Below are 15915 nucleotides of genomic sequence, written 5' to 3' on the forward strand. Positions count from 1 at the left end.
GGTGCAGGTGCGGCAGCGCCGCCGACGCGCAGAACGCGGCGGGCAGCCATGGCCGCGCCTCGGCCCCGACCAGCCGTTCGTAGAGGAAGCGATAGGCGCCGAAGGTGGTCAGCCGCCCCTGTCCCAGATCGAAGGCGGTGACGAGCAGCAGCGGCGTCATGAACGGTTCGATCGCTTCGAGCCCGCTGTCGTCGGGGATGCAGGCGCGAATGTCGGGCAACCGGTCATAGACGCGGGCCTGCGCGCGGATGCTGGCCGCCTCCACCACGTCGCGCGACCAGCGCTTCATCGCATCGTCGCGGTCCAGCCCAACGTCGAGCGCGCGGCGGATATACCGTTGCGTGGCGGACGAGAAGCCCGCGAATTCCTTCATTTCCGCCAGCGTCATCGCGCCTTCGGCCGGTTTGCGTGCAGTCGCCATCATCCAAACTCCCACCCCGGATTAACCGACAGGAGATTGCCCGAAACTGGTTAACAGCTTGCTGAACGAACCGTTCGGGCAACGTCCCGCGACACATCCGAACATGGACGCTGCTGCATTGCAACAATTCTGTCATGCGGTTCGTCGCATTTGACCGGTGCGCGCAAAGCGTTGTCCCGAATCAACCAGAGCGTCGTCGGGCAGCCTGTCCGAGCGATGAACGGACGGCGGCACGGCCCTGAGCCGTCGACCAACCGCCGGTCATCGCCGCGCAAACACGCTTCGTCGGAAAAGGTTCCGGTCGAGTCGTTGCCGGGGTTCCCGAGCGAAGAAAACCCTGCTTGGTACCGCTCACAGCGTAATTGGGGCCTGGGGGTCAGATGAGTTTCGGTGGTTTCGCAGCGCGTTTCGCGCTGATGGTGTTGTGCGCCCTGACGATGGTGGCTCCGGCGCAGGCCCGTTTCTGGCAGTGCGCCCCCTATGCCCGCGAAATCTCGGGCGTCGAGATTTTTGGCAACGCCCATACCTGGTGGAACCAGGCCGCCGGCAAGTACGAGCGTGGCCATGCCCCGAAGGAAGGGTCGGTCCTGTCGTTCGCCGCCACGTCGCGGATGCGCCTGGGCCATGTTGCGATGGTGTCGAAGATCGTCAGCGCGCGTGAAGTGCTGCTCACCCATGCCAACTGGTCGCGGCGCGGCGGCATCGAGCGCGACGTGCGCGCGGTGGACGTATCGGCGGCGGGCGACTGGAGCCAGGTGAAGGTGTGGTTCGGGCCGCTCGGTGGCCTCGGCACCTCGTCCTATCCCACCAACGGCTTCATCTATTCGGGCCATGCCCCGCAGGTCAGCCCGTTCGACGCGCCGCTGGTGATCGCCAAGGCGCAGCCGACGACGACGGTGGTCGTCGCCTCGGTCGCGCCGGTGCAGGTCGCCCGTGCGTTTCCGACCGGTCATGGCGCGCTCGACCGGGAAGTCGCGGCGCTCAAGTAATCGTCCAGCTTCGACGGCAAAACCGGCCCGGCGCTTCCCCCAGAGCGCCGGGCCGGTTTGCGTTTGGGCATAGCCTCCAACGATCGTCGTTCCCGCGAAGGCGGGAACCCATAGACGCTACCGTTTCGATTCCAGCCGGAACGTCGGCGTGTATGGATCCCCGCCTGCGCGGGGATGACGAAGTGCCGGGTCAGGCCGCGCGGAACGTCATCGCATCGCCGTTCATGCAGTAGCGCTTGCCGGTCGGCGGCGGGCCGTCGTCGAACACATGGCCGAGATGCCCGCCGCAGCGGCTGCACAGCACTTCGGTGCGACTCATCATCAGCGAGCGGTCGGTCCGGTCGACGACCGCGCCGTTCAGCGGCGCATAGAAGCTTGGCCAGCCGGTGCCACTCTCGAATTTGGTTTTCGAGCTGAACAGCGGGCGGGTGCAGCCGGCGCAGGCGAAGATGCCGGCGCGCTTCTCCTTGTTGAGCGCGCTGCTGTACGGCCGCTCGGTCCCCTCCTGCCGCAGGATCGCATATTGCGCCGGGGTCAGCCGCGCCTTCCACTGGGCGTCGGTCAGCTTGAGCGGGAAGTTCGGCGCGGCCTCGCTTTCGCCCGGCGCGCAGCCGATCAGCGCGGCGAGGCCGGTGAAGGTGGTCAGTTCGAGCAGGCGACGGCGATCGAGCGACATGGGCGATCCTTTCGAATCGCCCATGTGGGAAAAGCACCGCCGTGCCGCAACGGCCCGGTACGGTAGCGATCAGCGCCCGAGCAACACCCGCGCCTGACCGGCGATCTGCGCCAGCATCGCAGCACCCGGCACCGGGGCCTGCCGCGCGCGGTGGACCAGCGCGGCGAACTGCGCGACGCGCGGGGCATTGGCGGTCAGCCATGCCTCGACCGCCGCCTGCGGGTCCTTGCCCGCGCGCCGGCCGAGGAAGTCGAAGCGCAACTGCTGGAAATCGCGGGCGAGGCCGGCGATCAGCAGCCGTTCCCACGGATCGCCGGTCTGGATGCGCGCCGCCACCGCCTGCGCCCAGTCGAGCCCCAGCGCGAAGCCCAGATGGGTGAACGCTTGCGTCAGCTTCGTCTCGTCCAGCTTCAACCGGCGGCCGAGATCGGCGAGGCCGACCGCGCCGTCCAGTTCGAACAGCCGCACGACCTGTCCCGCGAGGTCCTGCGGGGCACCGGCGTCCTGCAACACGCCGGCGATGCGGTCGCGCTGTTGCGCGGCTTCGGCGCGCAGCAGCGCCTTGGCCTGGGTCGCCAGACTCGTGACCCCCTTGGCGAGATGCGCGACCGCTTCCGCCGCGCTGGTGCCGGCCGGAAAGGCGCGCAGCAGATCGGCGATCTGCGAGCGCATGCCGACCGCCACCTCGTCGAGCAGCGCGATTCGCGCGCGTTCGGGAATGTCGGCCCCCTCGATCCGGTCGTAGAGCGCGTCGATGTCGAACAGCCGTTCGGCGGCGACGAACATCGCCGCGATGTCGGCCAGCGCCGCGCCTTCCTCCTCGGCCAGTTCATAGACGTGGAGCACGCCCAGCCGGTTGACGATGCGGTTGGCAAGCTTGGTCGCGACGATTTCTCCGCGCAGCCGGTGCGACAGGATCGCCTTTTGCTGGGTCTCGCGCATCTCGGTCGGGAAGGCGGCGAGCAGATCGCCGGTCATGTCGTCGTCGGTCGCGATCGGCGCGTGTTCGATCGCGTCCTGTAGCGCCAGCTTGACGCTGGCCAGCAGCACCGCCAGTTCGGGGCGGGTGAGGCCGTGTCCGTCCTGCGCGCGGCGGATATAATCGTCGTTGCCGCTCAGCCCCTCGACCACGCGGTCGAGCTTGCCGGCGGCTTCGAGCATCTCGATGACGCGGACATAGCTCGGCACCGCGACCGGGCCGTCGTTCTCCATGACCGAGAGCGCCAGCGTCTGGAGCCGGTTGTCCTCCAGCACCAGATGCGCGACGTCGTCGGTCATCCGCGCCAGCAGCGCGTTGCGATCGTCGAGCGCGAGGCGGCCCTCGATCACTTCGCGGTTGAGCGCGATCTTGATGTTGACCTCGTTGTCCGAACAATCGACCCCGGCCGAATTGTCGATGAAGTCGGTGTTGATCCGCCCGCCGTTCAGCGAGAAGGCGATGCGTGCCGCCTGCGTGACGCCGAGGTTCGCGCCTTCGCCGATCGCCTTGGCGCGCAGCGTCTGCGCGTCGACGCGAATCCGGTCGTTGGCGGGATCGCCGACGTCGAGGTGGCTTTCGGCGCGGTCCTTTACATAGGTGCCGATGCCGCCGAACCAGATCAGGTCGACGGGCGCGCGCAGGATCGCCGCAATCAGCGCGGTCGGCTCCATCTCGCGCTCGCTCACCCCCAACATCGCGCGGACGGGGTCGGTTAGCGGGATCGTCTTGGCGGTGCGCGGGAACACGCCGCCGCCCTCCGAAATCAGCGAGGGATCGTAATCGGCCCAGCTCGACCGGGGCAACTGGAACAGCCGGTCGCGCTCGGTCCAGCTTGCCGCCGCGTCGGGCGCGGGGTCGAGGAAGATGTGACGGTGGTCGAACGCCGCCTTCAGCCGGATCGCCTTCGACAAGAGCATGCCGTTGCCGAACACGTCGCCCGACATGTCGCCGCAGCCGACCACGTCGATCGGCTGGGTCTGCACATCGGTGCCCAGTTCGAGGAAGTGGCGCTGGACCGAGATCCATCCGCCCTTGGCGGTGATGCCCATCGCCTTGTGGTCATAGCCGACGCTGCCGCCGCTGGCGAAGGCGTCGCCCAGCCAGAAGCCGCGTTCGAGCGCCAGCGCGTTGGCGACGTCGCTGAACGTCGCGGTGCCCTTGTCGGCGGCGACGACGAAATAGGGGTCCTCGCCGTCGAGGATCGTCACCTGCTCAGGATGCACCACCTTGCCGTCGACGATGTTGTCGGTGATCGACAACAGGGTGCGGATGAAGATGCGGTAGCTCTCGGTCCCCTCCGCCATCCATGCGTCGCGGTTGGCGGGGGCGGGGAGTTGCTTTGGGTAGAAACCGCCCTTGGCCCCGGTCGGCACGATCACCGCGTTCTTGACGCGCTGCGCCTTCATCAGCCCGAGGATTTCGGTGCGGAAATCATCGCGCCGGTCGGACCAGCGCAGGCCGCCGCGCGCGACCGGGCCGGCGCGCAGGTGGATGCCCTCGACCCGGGGGCTGTAGACGAAGACCTCGCGCCACGGCAGCGGCTTGGGCAGGCCCGGCACCTTCGCACTGTCGAGCTTGAAGGCGAGCGCTTCGGCGGCGGCGGGGGCGAAGGCGTTGGTGCGCAGCGTGGCGGCGACGACGCCGCGATAGCTGCGCAGGATACGGTCGTCGTCGATCGCCGAGACGGCGTCGAGCCCGGCCTCGATCGCGGCATCGGCAGCGTCGATCGCTGCCTCACGATCGGTCCGCGACGGATCATGCGCGGCGTTGAACCGCTCGATCAGCGCGGTGGCGACTCCGGGCGCGCGGCGCAGCGCATCGACCACGGTGGCGAGGCTGTAGCTGACCCCGGTCTGGCGCAGATAGCGGAACCATGCGCGCAGCAGCACGACGGCGGCGGGCGCGATGCCGGCCTCGACGGTCAGGCGGTTGAAGGCGTCGTTCTCGGCGCGGTTCTCCAGCACCGCCTCGATCGCATGTTCGACCGTGGTGTAATCGAACTTCGGTTGCCCGCCCGAGGTCAACGCGACCTCGAAGTCATGGATATAGCTCTTCTCGTCGTCCTCCAGCCGGGTCGGCAGTTCCTCGACCACGCGGAAGCCGAAATTCTCGAACACCGGCACCGCATCCGACAGCGCCAGCGCGCCGCCGCGACGATAGACCTTGATGCGCAGCGCCTGTCCCTCGCTGCCGATGATGCGGACCGAGCGCGCCCCGGCATCGGTCAGCCCCGCCACGCGGACGATGTCGCGCGCCGCTTCCTCAGGGAGATTCGAATTGCGGTAGTTGGCGGGAAAGGCGTTGGCGAAGCGCAGCGCCATGCGCGTCGCCCCTTCGGGCACGCGCTCGGCCAGCGCCGCCTCGACCGCCGGGCGCCAGCCGCGCACCATGCGTTCGATCCGCCGGTCGAGGTCGGCGGCATCGGGCATCCGCCCGTCCTGCCGAAGATCGAGGACGTAGCGCAGCAGCGCCGCCTCGCCATCCTCCATCGCGATCGACCAGTTGAGGATCGCCGCATTCGCCGCCTGCGCCAGCATGTCGCCGATCGCGAGGCGGCGCTGCGTCGTCACATCGTCGCGCCCCAGCCAGACGAAGGCGAACAGATGCCGCCCCAGCGCCGATCGGATCAGCACAAGCCGCGAGCGCGGCCGGTCGGCGACCGACATCGCAGTCAGCGCCAGTTGTTCGAGCGATTCGGGATGCAGCGCGGTGGTCAGGTCGTGCGGCAGCGTCGAGATGGCATGCGCCAGCGCCTTGCCGGCATGGCCCTGCGGATCGAAGCCGAACTTGGCGCGAAGCGCGGTGAGGTTGCGGCGAAGCACCGGCACGTCGGCCGGTTCGGCTTGGAGCGCGGCGCTGGTCCAGAGGCCACCATGGATCGACAAGCCGGTGACGCGGTCGCCGTCGCGAACGGGAACGAGGATCAGGTCGATCGGCGCGCGGCGGTGAACGGTCGAGATGCAGTTGGACTTGAGCAGCAGCGGCTGGACGTTGCCGGCATCGAACCATTCGATCGCACGGCTACGCGAGGCGTCGGCGAGCAGCGGGACGTCGAGCCGCGCACGCGACAGCCCGAGCCGGTCGGACACCACCCCGTCGCGCGACCAGCGTTCGTGCGCCAGTTGCGTCAGATTGCCGGCGAGGAACCAGCCGAGCAGCGCGGCATCCTCGGCGGTGTCGGCACTCGCGGTCAGCCCCGCGGCATCGCCCTGCATCGCCGCCTGCATCGCCCGCCAGTCGACGACGGCGGCGCGGACATGGTCGAGGTTGCGTTCGATCTCGGCGATCAGCGCGTGGCGGACGCGGGCATCGGCGCGCTCCATCTCGATATAGATCATCGATTCGCGGCGGCCCTCGCCATCGATGCCGGTCAGCGTGCCCGCCGCGTCGCGGGTGACGCCGACGACCGGGTGGAGGATGCGGTCGATCGCGATGTCGTGCGCGACGATCGTCCCCGCGATCGAATCGACAAGGAACGGCATGTCGTCGTTGACCACCGCGAGGCGCATCCGCCGCGCGTCACCCCGGGTCAGCGTCTCGAGCGCGACGCTGACCGTGCCGGGCGAGCGGTGCGCGGCGGTGGCCGCGACGAACTGCGCCGCATCGCTCCGAGCGGCGGCATCCAGACCTTCGAGTTCGCCGGGCAGGGCGCTGTCGACCAGCAGCGTTTCCAGCGGGCGGGCGAGCTTGGCTTTTGGTGTCATGGCCGCGCTATGCGCCGTCACAATGTCAGGCTCAACCCTTGTGGCAGTTGCGAACAAAATGTCGCGTTGCGGTAATTATAATACGCAGGCGCGGGTCATGGCCGCCCGGCAATGCGGGGCTGGCGCGACCCCGGGGTCAGCCAATTCAACCGGATAGCGGCGTCAGGCGGCGAGCTGGGCGATCGCGCGGGTCAGCGTTGCCGGATCGCCGTCGACACGGCCGAGCACCGCGACCGATCCGCTGCCGGCGGCGCGCGCGAGCAGCAGCACGAACTCGTCGTCGCCCGGTGCGATCGGCACCGTCGCGACCGCCTGCGCCATGCGGGCATGGTCGGTGGGCGAGGGCGGGGGGGCAGCATCGGCGACCAGTGCCGGCAGGCCGCCCGGATGCACCGCGACCCAGGTGCCGAACCCGCCTTCCGCCACGCCATGCCGCCGCGCAGCCCCGAGCAGCGCGACATGATCCGCCAGCCGGGCACCACCGAACACCAGCCGCGCGACCGATTCGACCGGCGTGTCGGTGACGGGCGGCATTCCCGCATCGTCGAGCAGCGCGGCGAAGGCGGCGGGCTCGCGCCCGGCGGCGATCACCAGGTCATGCGCCTGCGCCAGCGCCTCGACCAGCGCACCGGGCGCGCCGCCCCCGGCCAGCCGCGCACCGTCGGCGGCGGTGCGGGCGGTGGCGAGCCGGTCGGCCAGCGTGTCGCTGTCGGTGCCGAGGTCGCTCAGCCCCGCGCTCGGGCCATCGGCCCACACGGCGGCTCCCGGCGTCGGCCGCGGCGTGACCCGGCGCGATTCCTCCAGTTCGGCGAGCAACTGCGACTGGGTGGCCGCATCGACGACCTCCTTCCAGTTGATGACGCCATAGAGATAGTCGATCGCCTCGCCATCCGAGGAAAATGGCATCAGGATGCCGCGATACATCATCGGAAAGCCGCGCGTGCCGGTGAATTCGGCCTCGAAGCCGATCGGCGCGCGATTGGCGATGATCTGGAGATAATGGTCGGTCAGCCGCGACAGCAGCGAGCGCGCCGGGACCTCGCTCAACCGGGTGATCGAATCGTCCGCACCACATTCGGTGCGCAGCGCATGGCCGAGGAAGCGGATCGCCGGGTCAGCCACGCCCGCCGTGAAGTCGAGCAGCACGCTGTACGGGCCGAAATCGGCGATGCCGGCCGGATCGAGATCGGCGATCGCGGGGCAGCTCTGACCGCGCAGCAGCGCGATCCAGTGGTTGTAGGCGCGGACCTGCATCCGGCGTTCGTCGGTGCCGATCGCGACCGTCTCGCCGCCGATGCCGTCGCGATCATCCTCGCCCCGCTGTTCGCCCGGTCCGCGCGCCATGTCCATCTCACCGTCCCCATGGGCGAAACCTGCCCGATCCAGCCCCTTGTGCGCCCTCCGTGGTAAACGAGCCGTAAAGCCGGGGGCGACCCGCCAAAACATGCACGAACCGCTTGCCAGCCGCCGCCGGCCTTGGTAAGCGCCGCCGCCTGGACGCCAACCGCGTCCCACGCCGCTTTAGCTCAGTTGGTAGAGCATCGCATTCGTAATGCGGGGGTCACAGGTTCGAGTCCTGTAAGCGGCACCACCGGTTTTTGGCGGTTATCCTGACATTTTCGCCTCCCTTGTATGGATCAGGGAGATGGCCGGTCCGGTGCGGGTCCGGTGTAGCTTCCCCGGCACCATGGCCTCGATCTCATCGATCACGCTTTGCAGCGCGGTCTGCACGGAGACGAAATCGCCCTCGGCATAGACTTCGGTCTGGCTAGGGAGACGGTGCCCCATGTAGCCCTGAAGGTCCCACGCGGCCGCGCCACGCTTCCGCGCCATCGTCGCCAAGCTGTGCCGCAGGACATACGGCCGCCACTCACGGCCGGTCGGGAAGCCAAGCTCCCCGAGCATCGTATCCCATGCGCGGTCGACGTCCTGGATCGGGCGGCCGAAGTAGTTGACGAGATAGCCCCGTCCGGCGCGCGCCTCTTTCGGCAGCGCGCGATAGGTGGCCCACTCCTCGACCAGCCAGCGGTTGAGCAGCGGCAGGACGGGAAGCAGGGGCCGGACCTTCTTGTTCTGGACGCGACCAGCTTGGTTGAGGTCGATTGTATCGGACCCGGGGGACCACTGCTGCCGATCCGGCGCGACGCAAATATCCACGATCGCGCCCGGCCGGGCGATCGTGCAGATCGATGCGACGACGAAGGCATGCAGCGATTCGCGCTGCTTCCCGGCCTCCGCCGCGTACCGCACAATCTCTGCCAGCTCGGCTACGCCGATCCGGGTCCGGCGCTTGCGCTGAACCTGCTGCCCGGGGAGCGGCTTGTAAATCGGGCGCTTGTCCGATCGGGGCGGATCGGCCGACGCTGCATGATTCAGGGCGGCGATCACCTGCGCGATCGACGCTTCGGTGGAGGAAGGCGAACGCGGCCGCGAGACGGTGATTTCGCCTTTCCCGTTGCGCCACACCACCGGCTGCGTGCGCGACCAGTCACGGAAGGCGGTCGCGAACGCGGTCGTGCAGCCAGCGGCGCAGGTCGTCGCCAGTCCGAACCGACCGCCCGACGCTTCCTGCGCTTCGAGGAAGTCGAGCGCGTGCTTCAGCCGCGAGCTGATCGTGTCGGCCGACGCGCGGGCGTCGCCCCATTCGAGACGATAGTCGGCTATCGCGTCGGTCAGCAGATAGCTGTCTGCCTTGGCGATCGGCTGTCCGCAGGCAAAGCAAAACGCCGGCGCTTCGGATGCGTCGCCAAGGTAACGGCGGTCGAGGGCTAGGATTGCCTCGTCCTCGGCCGCCGTGCCCGTCGATGCGCTGCGGACACGTCCTGCGTCGGGATCGTACCAGAAGATGGTGAGGAAGGGACTCCGACGGGTCCCGTCCGCCCGCTCGTCCCACGTGAGCCAGTATTTACCCCTCCGATAGAGCGGCGGTGTGCGTCCCTGCATCTCGTCTGTTCCAAAAAGTATGCTGTCTTTGCTTCGGTCAGCTTTTGCAGAGCGCCTAGGCTCACGAGAAGGTCTAGGTCGGCCGGCTCGAGGCGAATGCCTTTCCCGACATCGACCGCTTGGCTCATGCGCTTCTCAAGGCGAACGAGGGGGGCCGTCATCGATGTTCCCCGGTGGGGAGCATCGACACATGGACGAGGTGACCAAGGCCGCCGATCTTGCCGTAAACAACTTCGTCGTCGAGCGGCGTCGGTTCACGCACCGCGAAGGCCATACAGGCTGGATTGCTGTCGCAACGCATCCATGATCTGCCAACGAGCCGATCCCACCAGTCCTCGACGAAAAGCGTTTGTCCTGCCAGCACACCGCTGACGATCGTGACATGCTCACCAGCCAACGGGCTGCGTTCCTGATGGATCGTCATGCGTCGTCTCCCGCTATGGTCGCGAGCCACGAATCGCGGGTCGCAAAGGTCTCGCCGATCTCGTCGACGTGGAAGAAGTCGAGCAGGTCATCCCACCCGGGGAAGTCGTCGCGATCGCCACTGGCGGCGGCGTAGCTGCCGTCGTCACCGCGCTCCCAAGCATCGCCATCGATCGCGACGACGGCCGGCGGGTCCATTTCGCGCAGCTCGGCCTGCCGGCGATCGGTGGCTTCGTCGCGCGCCTGCCGGTCGGCGGCGTGAGCGGCGATCGCCGCCAGCTCATCGCGGTAGCGCGCTTCGGCGGCCTTGCGCTGGGCGGCGATCTCCGCCTCGGTGATGAAGATCGTCACCGGGACCGGCGATCCCCACACGCCGTCGATCTGCTCGTCATAGACCGGCCGGTCGCTCCAGTAGACGCGACCCTCGAGCGGGGTGCCGGCGAACAGCGGCTCGCCGCCGAGCGCATGTACCGCGAGCCGGCGCGCGTGCCGCAGGACGCCGCGCACCCGTTCCATCTCCGCCGCCTGCGCCTCGCTGATCGTCGGCACGGCGACGGCAGCATTGGTCGCGGCAAGCGCCGCGCGCTGCCCCTTCGCCACGATCGCGGTGGTCGGTGCCATCGACAGCGTGCCATCGCCGTCGATACCGACCAGCACGCGCGCCGGCACGTCGCCGTCGCGGATCGCGCGCCACAGCGGCGCGGCCTCCGGGCGGGTGACCGCGACCAGCGCGGGGGGCAGGGGCAAGCTGCCGGCATGGCCGAAGCTCATCAGCGTGAGCCCGGGCACCACGACATGCCCCTCGATCGTCGGTGACAGGTCGTCGCGGGCGCGCAGCCCGGCAAGGTATGCCGGCATCGCCGCCTCGATCCGCTCGGCCGCGATCGTTTCGAGCAGCAGCGGATCGGTCAGCACCCTGGTCACGCCGCCGACGTCGTCGCGGAACAGGTCGTCCTCATACCCGCCGCCGCGCGCCTCATATTCGTCGGCGCCGACGAACCGGAAGACGGGGTGGCTGGTCCGCATGCCCTTCAGGTCGACGGCGTGGCGGATATTGCGCACCGAATGCGCGTCCCACGACCGCTTCGACTGCGCCTCGAAGATCGCCTTTTGCAGCACGCGGTCCTGCGTCGCGGCATAGGCGGTGGCCGAATCGAGCGTGATCCGCTTGTCGGCGAGCGCATCGAGGATCTCGCTGTCCAGCTCGGCGAGGCGCAGGCGCTGGCGCACGACGCGCTCGCTGATCCCAAAGCGCTTCGCGAGATCCTCGGGCGTGTGGTGGCCGGTGTCGACCAGTGCGCGGAAGGCGAAGACTTCGTCGACCGGGGACATGGTGCGCTGCTGGATGTTCTCAATCAGCGACAGCTCGATCGCCAGCTCACGATCGCGGATCAGCACCGGTACCGGAAAATCGCCGGACAGGTCGCCGTCCCACATTAGGGTGTTCAGCCCTTGGAGCCGTCGACCGCCACCGGCGATATAGACCAGCGGTCGTCCCCGGCGTCCCTCGGGATCGATCGACGGATCGATGTAACCGATCAGCGATTGCAGCAGCCCGTAGCTGCGCAGGCTCGCGGCCATCTCCTCCACGTCCTCGTCATGGCGGATGCGACGGACATTCTCCGACGCACGCATGAGGCGGCGCAGCGGGAAGATTTCGGGCGCGGACGGGACGATCGTCGGACGCGATCGGGCGGTGGTGGCGGTCATGAGGCGTGGATCTCCGGCTTGCGGCCGCGCGCGCCACGCTGCATGGAGCGTGGCGTCCCGATCGGATCGGCCTTCGGGTGGGTCCGGCTGGTGGGTGGAGCTGCCGGTACGGGATCGGTGAGGGGGGCGGCTTCCGGCTCGCCCCCCGATCTGGCGGACGCGATCACGTCCTCGATGTCGGTCTGGCGCGGATCGGGTGTGTCGCTGCCGTAGACGGTCCGCTCCTCGCACCAGGTGCGATGGCCGGCGGCATGATGATGCCGCGCCGCGACCGCCTTCGCATTTGCTCCGGTCCAGTGCGTATCGGTGCCGTGGCAATCGAAGCACCCGGCGGCATAACTGCGGAGGGGCATCAGCCGCATACCTCGTCGGCCTTCTCGCGAAGCTGCCATTCGTCGAAGGGGGTGACACCCCACCCTGACACGAACCAGACGCGCGTCGTCGGCCGCAGGATGTCATCGCCGACTTCCGCCTTGACCTGCCGAGCGCGCAAGGCGTTGATCGCGGCGTGGACCGTCGGCCAACGGTCGAGCAGCTCGGCTTTGCGCAGGGCCTCCCGGTCCAGTGCTGCGCCGGCGCGGCGACCTGCCTGCCGATCGCGCTCGGCGGCCGCGCTGGCGGCTTCGTCAAAGGCGCGGCGCTTTGCGTCGTAGATCGTCTCGTCGTCGGCCACCCGCAGCGCCGAGGCCCACCGCTCCTGCGTGTCGGCTGCTGCCGCCAGGGCATCGCGCAGGCAGCTTTCGTCCCACCCGGGAATATTGAAAAGCTCGAGACGCAATCCCGCCTTCTTGGCGATCGCGATCCCGCGCGAGATCGCAGCGTCGCGCTCGCCTTCAAATCTGCTTGAGCGGGCGATGTCGAAGCATTTCGCGGCAAGACGCACCGCCCGCAGCTTAGCGGCCATACGCCCATCATCGGGCGGAGTGTCGTCCGGTCCGAGCGACAGGCGCGGCGCATCGCCGGTAGCGTGCCCCGCGATCACCGTGCCACTCCAGCGCTGGGGATTTCCTGCGGCCTGAGCAATGCGGCCGTCTGCGCGCCTGTTGCGACGATCGTCACGCGGCGCGCGCAATGGACCGTCTCGACGACGATTAACTTGCGGTCGCGCAGGCCCTTGATCGCTTCCCCGACCTTCTTCGGATCAAGGCCGATCAGCTCGCCGATGCGAGCGTTCGTAGGGCAGGGGTCGCAGTGGGAAGCGGCGCGCGCGAGGACGTCGAGGATGTGCGTCTGACGCGGCGTGATGGGGGCCGGCGTCCTCATGCGAACAGGCACCACACGATCACGGCGGTGCCGGCGACGATCGCGAACAGCATGCTGATGAACAGCCGGCGCTCCTCGGCGGGAAGGGGCGCGCTCAAAGGACGCGCTCCACGCTGAAAGCCATCGTCTCGCGGACCAGCCCTTGTACCCATTGCTTGCCGTCTTCGCCGAGGCAATCCCACTCTGGCGCGGCGAAGATGCGCATCACCGCCTCGCTATTGCTCACGGCAACGGCCAATTCGTGGAACGCATGGAGCGGGAGGGCGCGGATTGCGGCTGCGCGATGGGCGCGATCGCTGATGATGAGCGTGCGCATCAACCGGCGTCCCGTTCGGGCTCGTCGAAGTCGACGGAAAGCGACCCGGCGTCCAGCGCCTTTTCGGTCGCGGTATCGAACATGGTGTGGACCAGCGTTGTGCCGTCCTCTTCTTCAGCCAGCAGCTCGGCGCGGATCTCGGCCGCGAAGCCGTCGACGCTGTCGATCCGGTAGCCGAGGTCCTCGGGCGCGCACGGTCCGCCTTCGATCGCGGTCATCAGTGCATCGATCCCGATCGCGATGACAAGGCGGCCGCCCTCAATCTCGATCGATAGGCCGTGCTGGCGAGCTGCGGCGCGCCGATCGGCATCCGTGCCGTGCAGCAACTCGCCGCGTCCCGCCGCGTGCAGCGCCATCTCGCCGGCATCGGCGATCGAGGCGGCAAGGTCGGGCGCGCTGTTGCCATGCTGGTAGGATCGCAGCGCAAGACATGACGCGGCGAGCGCGTTCGCGAGGCTGACGGTGACGGCGTCCGCCGTTTGGCCACCGCTCATGCCGGCAGGCCGAGCATAACGTGGATGCCGGGACCGTCGAGCAGCCAATCGACTATCGCCACATTGGCGATGCCGAAGGCGACGCAGGCGGTCATCTCGGCGATCGTCGCGAGGAGCGACGGCTCGGCGATGCTGGGGACCGGCGGATTGCAGTCGGTGCAGTCGCACGTCTCGGCGTGCCACGCCATCGGGCGGAGCGGGTGATGGTGGAGCATCAGCGATTTCCCTTCGTGGATCGGTGGTGGTGGAGAAGGACGGAGAGGACGATCGCCACCGCGAAGGTGGCGGCGATCGCCGCCAGCTCGGAGCGGCCGAGAAGAAATCCGCCGATGACGACACCGGCGCAGATGGCGACGGCGCGCGCGAGGCGGCGGGCAGTGCGAGGAGATAGAGCGCGGCTCATCGCGCGGCCGCCGCGGCGCTGGACGCACATTCGAGGCAGATGGCCGAGCTGCGCTGTCGGTCGGCCGCCGCGCCGAGCGCGAGGCAGGCGACGCGATTCTCGGCACAGACGACGCACAGGACCGGCGGCTTCATCGCCTCGCCCATCGCAATCAGCGACAGCAGCTCCAGCACGTCGAGGTCGAAGTGGAAGAGCCGGCGCAGCACGACGATCGTCCGCCAGCACGCGGGCACGACGTCGGCCTCGATCAGCTTCACCCATTCGCCGCGCCGATGCTCGGGGACGCCGGGCACGGTCGCGATCGCGCGCGCAACGTCCTCGATGCCGAGGCCGGCGGCCTTGCGGCGATAGGCGATGTAGGCACCGGGGGTCAGGATCACGGCGGCGAAGTCCTCGGGTAGCAGAAATCCGCTCCGCGAACCGGGGTGGTCGCGAACCGGGCGGGGTGGCGGTGTGGTGGTCAGTCGATAGCTGGCTAGATCAGGGCGGACGTCCGATCGATTCCGCCAGCAGCGCGGCGATGACGGGACCAATGCTGCCCAAGGCGGCGACGGCTTCCTCCCACTCGCGCACCGCCTCGACCTTGTCGGCCGTGGTGGCACCGGGCATGCTGGCGCGGATCAGCGCGCTGTACGCTTGGCCAGCCTCGGTGATGGCAACGGCGGTGCGCTCGGCGAGCTGCACCTGACAGGCGAATTGCTGACCGCCGGCGGTGTCGACGAGGCAGGAATATGTCTCGTGGATCGGTGCGCCGACGCCGCCTTTCGCGCGGAACGCCAGATCGAGGACGATAGCATCGTCCAGTCGGATCGAGCGGCCGGTTGCTGGATCGCCCCAATCGCGCACGGTGCGCTCGGCCACCAGCGTGCCGCGTGCCTCGCTGACGGCGTGGGCCATCTCCGCCCATCCGATCTGCCCGGCGATTCGCGCGAGGGCATTGTCGATCGTCATGGGGGCGCGGGCCTGCGTCATGCGGCCGAGCCGAAGGTCATCGTCGACGACGGGCGGGAGACGACCCGCCGCCGACGCTCGCCGCCTGCATGGCGGCAGAGAGGAATTGCGAATATCGCCGCCGACCGCAACGCGCGATCGGCGGCGGGTGCGGTACGCAGCACCAGCAGACGGGCATGCCGCGCCCGTGAATACAACCCGGGAAGGCGGCGCGGATTTCGACCGGTCTGCCAGCGGTCGAAAGGGGTAGAAGATGGAAAGGCGGGTGTTTGCATCGCACCTTTGGAGACCAGGCTGGACGCCTGGCCTCCTCCGGCTATCGTGGTGTTTGCGACACATCCACGAAGGGCAAAAACTATGGAACTGGCAGAGACTGCATCCATCACGGCCGTTACGGTCGGTTTCGTGCAGTTGTGCGGGACGCTTCTCCAGCGAGGTGTCATCGACGAAGAAGACCTCGGTGATATTGAAGGGCTCATGTTGCACGCCCTCCGACCAAAACATCCGAGTGACGTTCATCGGGAGCAGCGAGAACAATTGGCGGTTTGGTTCGAACGCGCGCGAGAAGCGCTCGCTGATAAAGGTCCACTTCCGATGGAAGAATAGCGAAACGGTCATTGACCGATTCGAACCGGTTGCGGCT

Annotated in this window: 16 protein-coding genes, 1 tRNA gene and 1 pseudogene; 3 read left to right on the plus strand and 15 right to left on the minus strand. The window is 68.5% G+C overall.

From position 1 onward, the window contains the following. Positions 1 to 421, minus strand: a pseudogene (locus ASE78_RS18280) (hypothetical protein); the annotation flags it as partial. Positions 422 to 801: 380 nt separating this feature from the next. Here ASE78_RS18280 and ASE78_RS09820 point away from each other — a divergent pair. Further along, positions 802 to 1410, plus strand: a complete 609-nt coding sequence (locus ASE78_RS09820) for a CHAP domain-containing protein (protein WP_056496218.1) — start codon at positions 802 to 804, stop codon at positions 1408 to 1410. A gap of 190 nt (positions 1411 to 1600) precedes the next feature. On the opposite strand, the gene msrB is transcribed toward ASE78_RS09820, so the two are convergent. The 3 genes from msrB to ASE78_RS09835 form a co-directional block, all read right to left on the minus strand. Beyond that, on the minus strand, positions 1601 to 2086 hold the full coding sequence (msrB, locus tag ASE78_RS09825; RefSeq protein WP_056496530.1) for a peptide-methionine (R)-S-oxide reductase MsrB: 486 nt from the start codon (positions 2084 to 2086) through the stop codon (positions 1601 to 1603). A gap of 69 nt (positions 2087 to 2155) precedes the next feature. Next, on the minus strand, positions 2156 to 6769 hold the full coding sequence (locus tag ASE78_RS09830) for an NAD-glutamate dehydrogenase (protein ID WP_056496221.1): 4614 nt from the start codon (positions 6767 to 6769) through the stop codon (positions 2156 to 2158). A gap of 162 nt (positions 6770 to 6931) precedes the next feature. Continuing rightward, positions 6932 to 8113 carry a hypothetical protein gene (locus ASE78_RS09835; RefSeq protein ID WP_156351394.1) on the minus strand — a complete coding sequence of 394 codons (1182 nt, stop codon included), beginning with the start codon at positions 8111 to 8113 and terminating at the stop codon, positions 6932 to 6934. Positions 8114 to 8284: 171 nt separating this feature from the next. On the opposite strand from ASE78_RS09835, the gene ASE78_RS09840 reads away from it, so the two are divergent. Then, positions 8285 to 8360 (plus strand) — tRNA-Thr (locus tag ASE78_RS09840). A gap of 14 nt (positions 8361 to 8374) precedes the next feature. Here the strand turns inward: ASE78_RS09840 and ASE78_RS09845 are convergent. From ASE78_RS09845 to ASE78_RS09885, 9 genes are all read right to left on the minus strand, one after another. Further along, positions 8375 to 9712 carry a tyrosine-type recombinase/integrase gene (locus ASE78_RS09845; protein ID WP_056496227.1) on the minus strand — a complete coding sequence of 446 codons (1338 nt, stop codon included), beginning with the start codon at positions 9710 to 9712 and terminating at the stop codon, positions 8375 to 8377. A gap of 157 nt (positions 9713 to 9869) precedes the next feature. Further along, on the minus strand, positions 9870 to 10136 hold the full coding sequence (locus tag ASE78_RS09850) for a hypothetical protein (RefSeq protein ID WP_056496230.1): 267 nt from the start codon (positions 10134 to 10136) through the stop codon (positions 9870 to 9872). Beyond that, positions 10133 to 11845, minus strand: a complete 1713-nt coding sequence (locus ASE78_RS09855) for a ParB/RepB/Spo0J family partition protein (RefSeq protein WP_056496232.1) — start codon at positions 11843 to 11845, stop codon at positions 10133 to 10135. Before ASE78_RS09855 ends, ASE78_RS09850 begins: the two co-directional genes overlap by 4 nt. Further along, positions 11842 to 12198 carry a hypothetical protein gene (locus ASE78_RS19230; RefSeq protein ID WP_200911024.1) on the minus strand — a complete coding sequence of 119 codons (357 nt, stop codon included), beginning with the start codon at positions 12196 to 12198 and terminating at the stop codon, positions 11842 to 11844. The genes ASE78_RS09855 and ASE78_RS19230 overlap by 4 nt, the downstream gene beginning before the upstream one ends. Beyond that, a complete protein-coding gene (locus tag ASE78_RS09865; RefSeq protein ID WP_056496235.1) occupies positions 12198 to 12827 on the minus strand; it encodes a hypothetical protein in 630 nt (209 codons plus the stop codon). The genes ASE78_RS19230 and ASE78_RS09865 overlap by 1 nt, the downstream gene beginning before the upstream one ends. Next, on the minus strand, positions 12824 to 13108 hold the full coding sequence (locus ASE78_RS09870) for a MarR family winged helix-turn-helix transcriptional regulator (protein WP_056496237.1): 285 nt from the start codon (positions 13106 to 13108) through the stop codon (positions 12824 to 12826). Before ASE78_RS09870 ends, ASE78_RS09865 begins: the two co-directional genes overlap by 4 nt. Positions 13109 to 13202: 94 nt before the next feature. Next, positions 13203 to 13424: a hypothetical protein gene (locus ASE78_RS09875; protein WP_056496239.1), complete on the minus strand. Its 222-nt coding sequence runs from the start codon at positions 13422 to 13424 to the stop codon at positions 13203 to 13205. After that, positions 13424 to 13918, minus strand: coding sequence for a hypothetical protein (locus ASE78_RS09880; protein WP_056496242.1), 495 nt, complete (start codon positions 13916 to 13918; stop codon positions 13424 to 13426). The genes ASE78_RS09875 and ASE78_RS09880 overlap by 1 nt, the downstream gene beginning before the upstream one ends. Then, on the minus strand, positions 13915 to 14133 hold the full coding sequence (locus tag ASE78_RS09885; protein WP_056496246.1) for a hypothetical protein: 219 nt from the start codon (positions 14131 to 14133) through the stop codon (positions 13915 to 13917). The genes ASE78_RS09880 and ASE78_RS09885 overlap by 4 nt, the downstream gene beginning before the upstream one ends. Before the next feature lie 29 nt (positions 14134 to 14162). On the opposite strand from ASE78_RS09885, the gene ASE78_RS18665 reads away from it, so the two are divergent. Further along, positions 14163 to 14309: a hypothetical protein gene (locus ASE78_RS18665; RefSeq protein ID WP_156351396.1), complete on the plus strand. Its 147-nt coding sequence runs from the start codon at positions 14163 to 14165 to the stop codon at positions 14307 to 14309. An 8-nt stretch (positions 14310 to 14317) separates the two neighbouring features. On the opposite strand, the gene ASE78_RS09895 is transcribed toward ASE78_RS18665, so the two are convergent. Together ASE78_RS09895 and ASE78_RS18950 are read right to left on the minus strand one after the other, a co-directional pair. Continuing rightward, positions 14318 to 14701: a hypothetical protein gene (locus tag ASE78_RS09895; RefSeq protein ID WP_056496252.1), complete on the minus strand. Its 384-nt coding sequence runs from the start codon at positions 14699 to 14701 to the stop codon at positions 14318 to 14320. A 100-nt stretch (positions 14702 to 14801) separates the two neighbouring features. After that, positions 14802 to 15890, minus strand: a complete 1089-nt coding sequence (locus tag ASE78_RS18950) for a hypothetical protein (RefSeq protein ID WP_162236484.1) — start codon at positions 15888 to 15890, stop codon at positions 14802 to 14804. Positions 15891 to 15915 lie beyond the last annotated feature (25 nt).

The sequence above is a fragment of the Sphingomonas sp. Leaf25 genome, assembly GCF_001421635.1.
Classification (GTDB): Bacteria; Pseudomonadota; Alphaproteobacteria; order Sphingomonadales; family Sphingomonadaceae; genus Sphingomonas.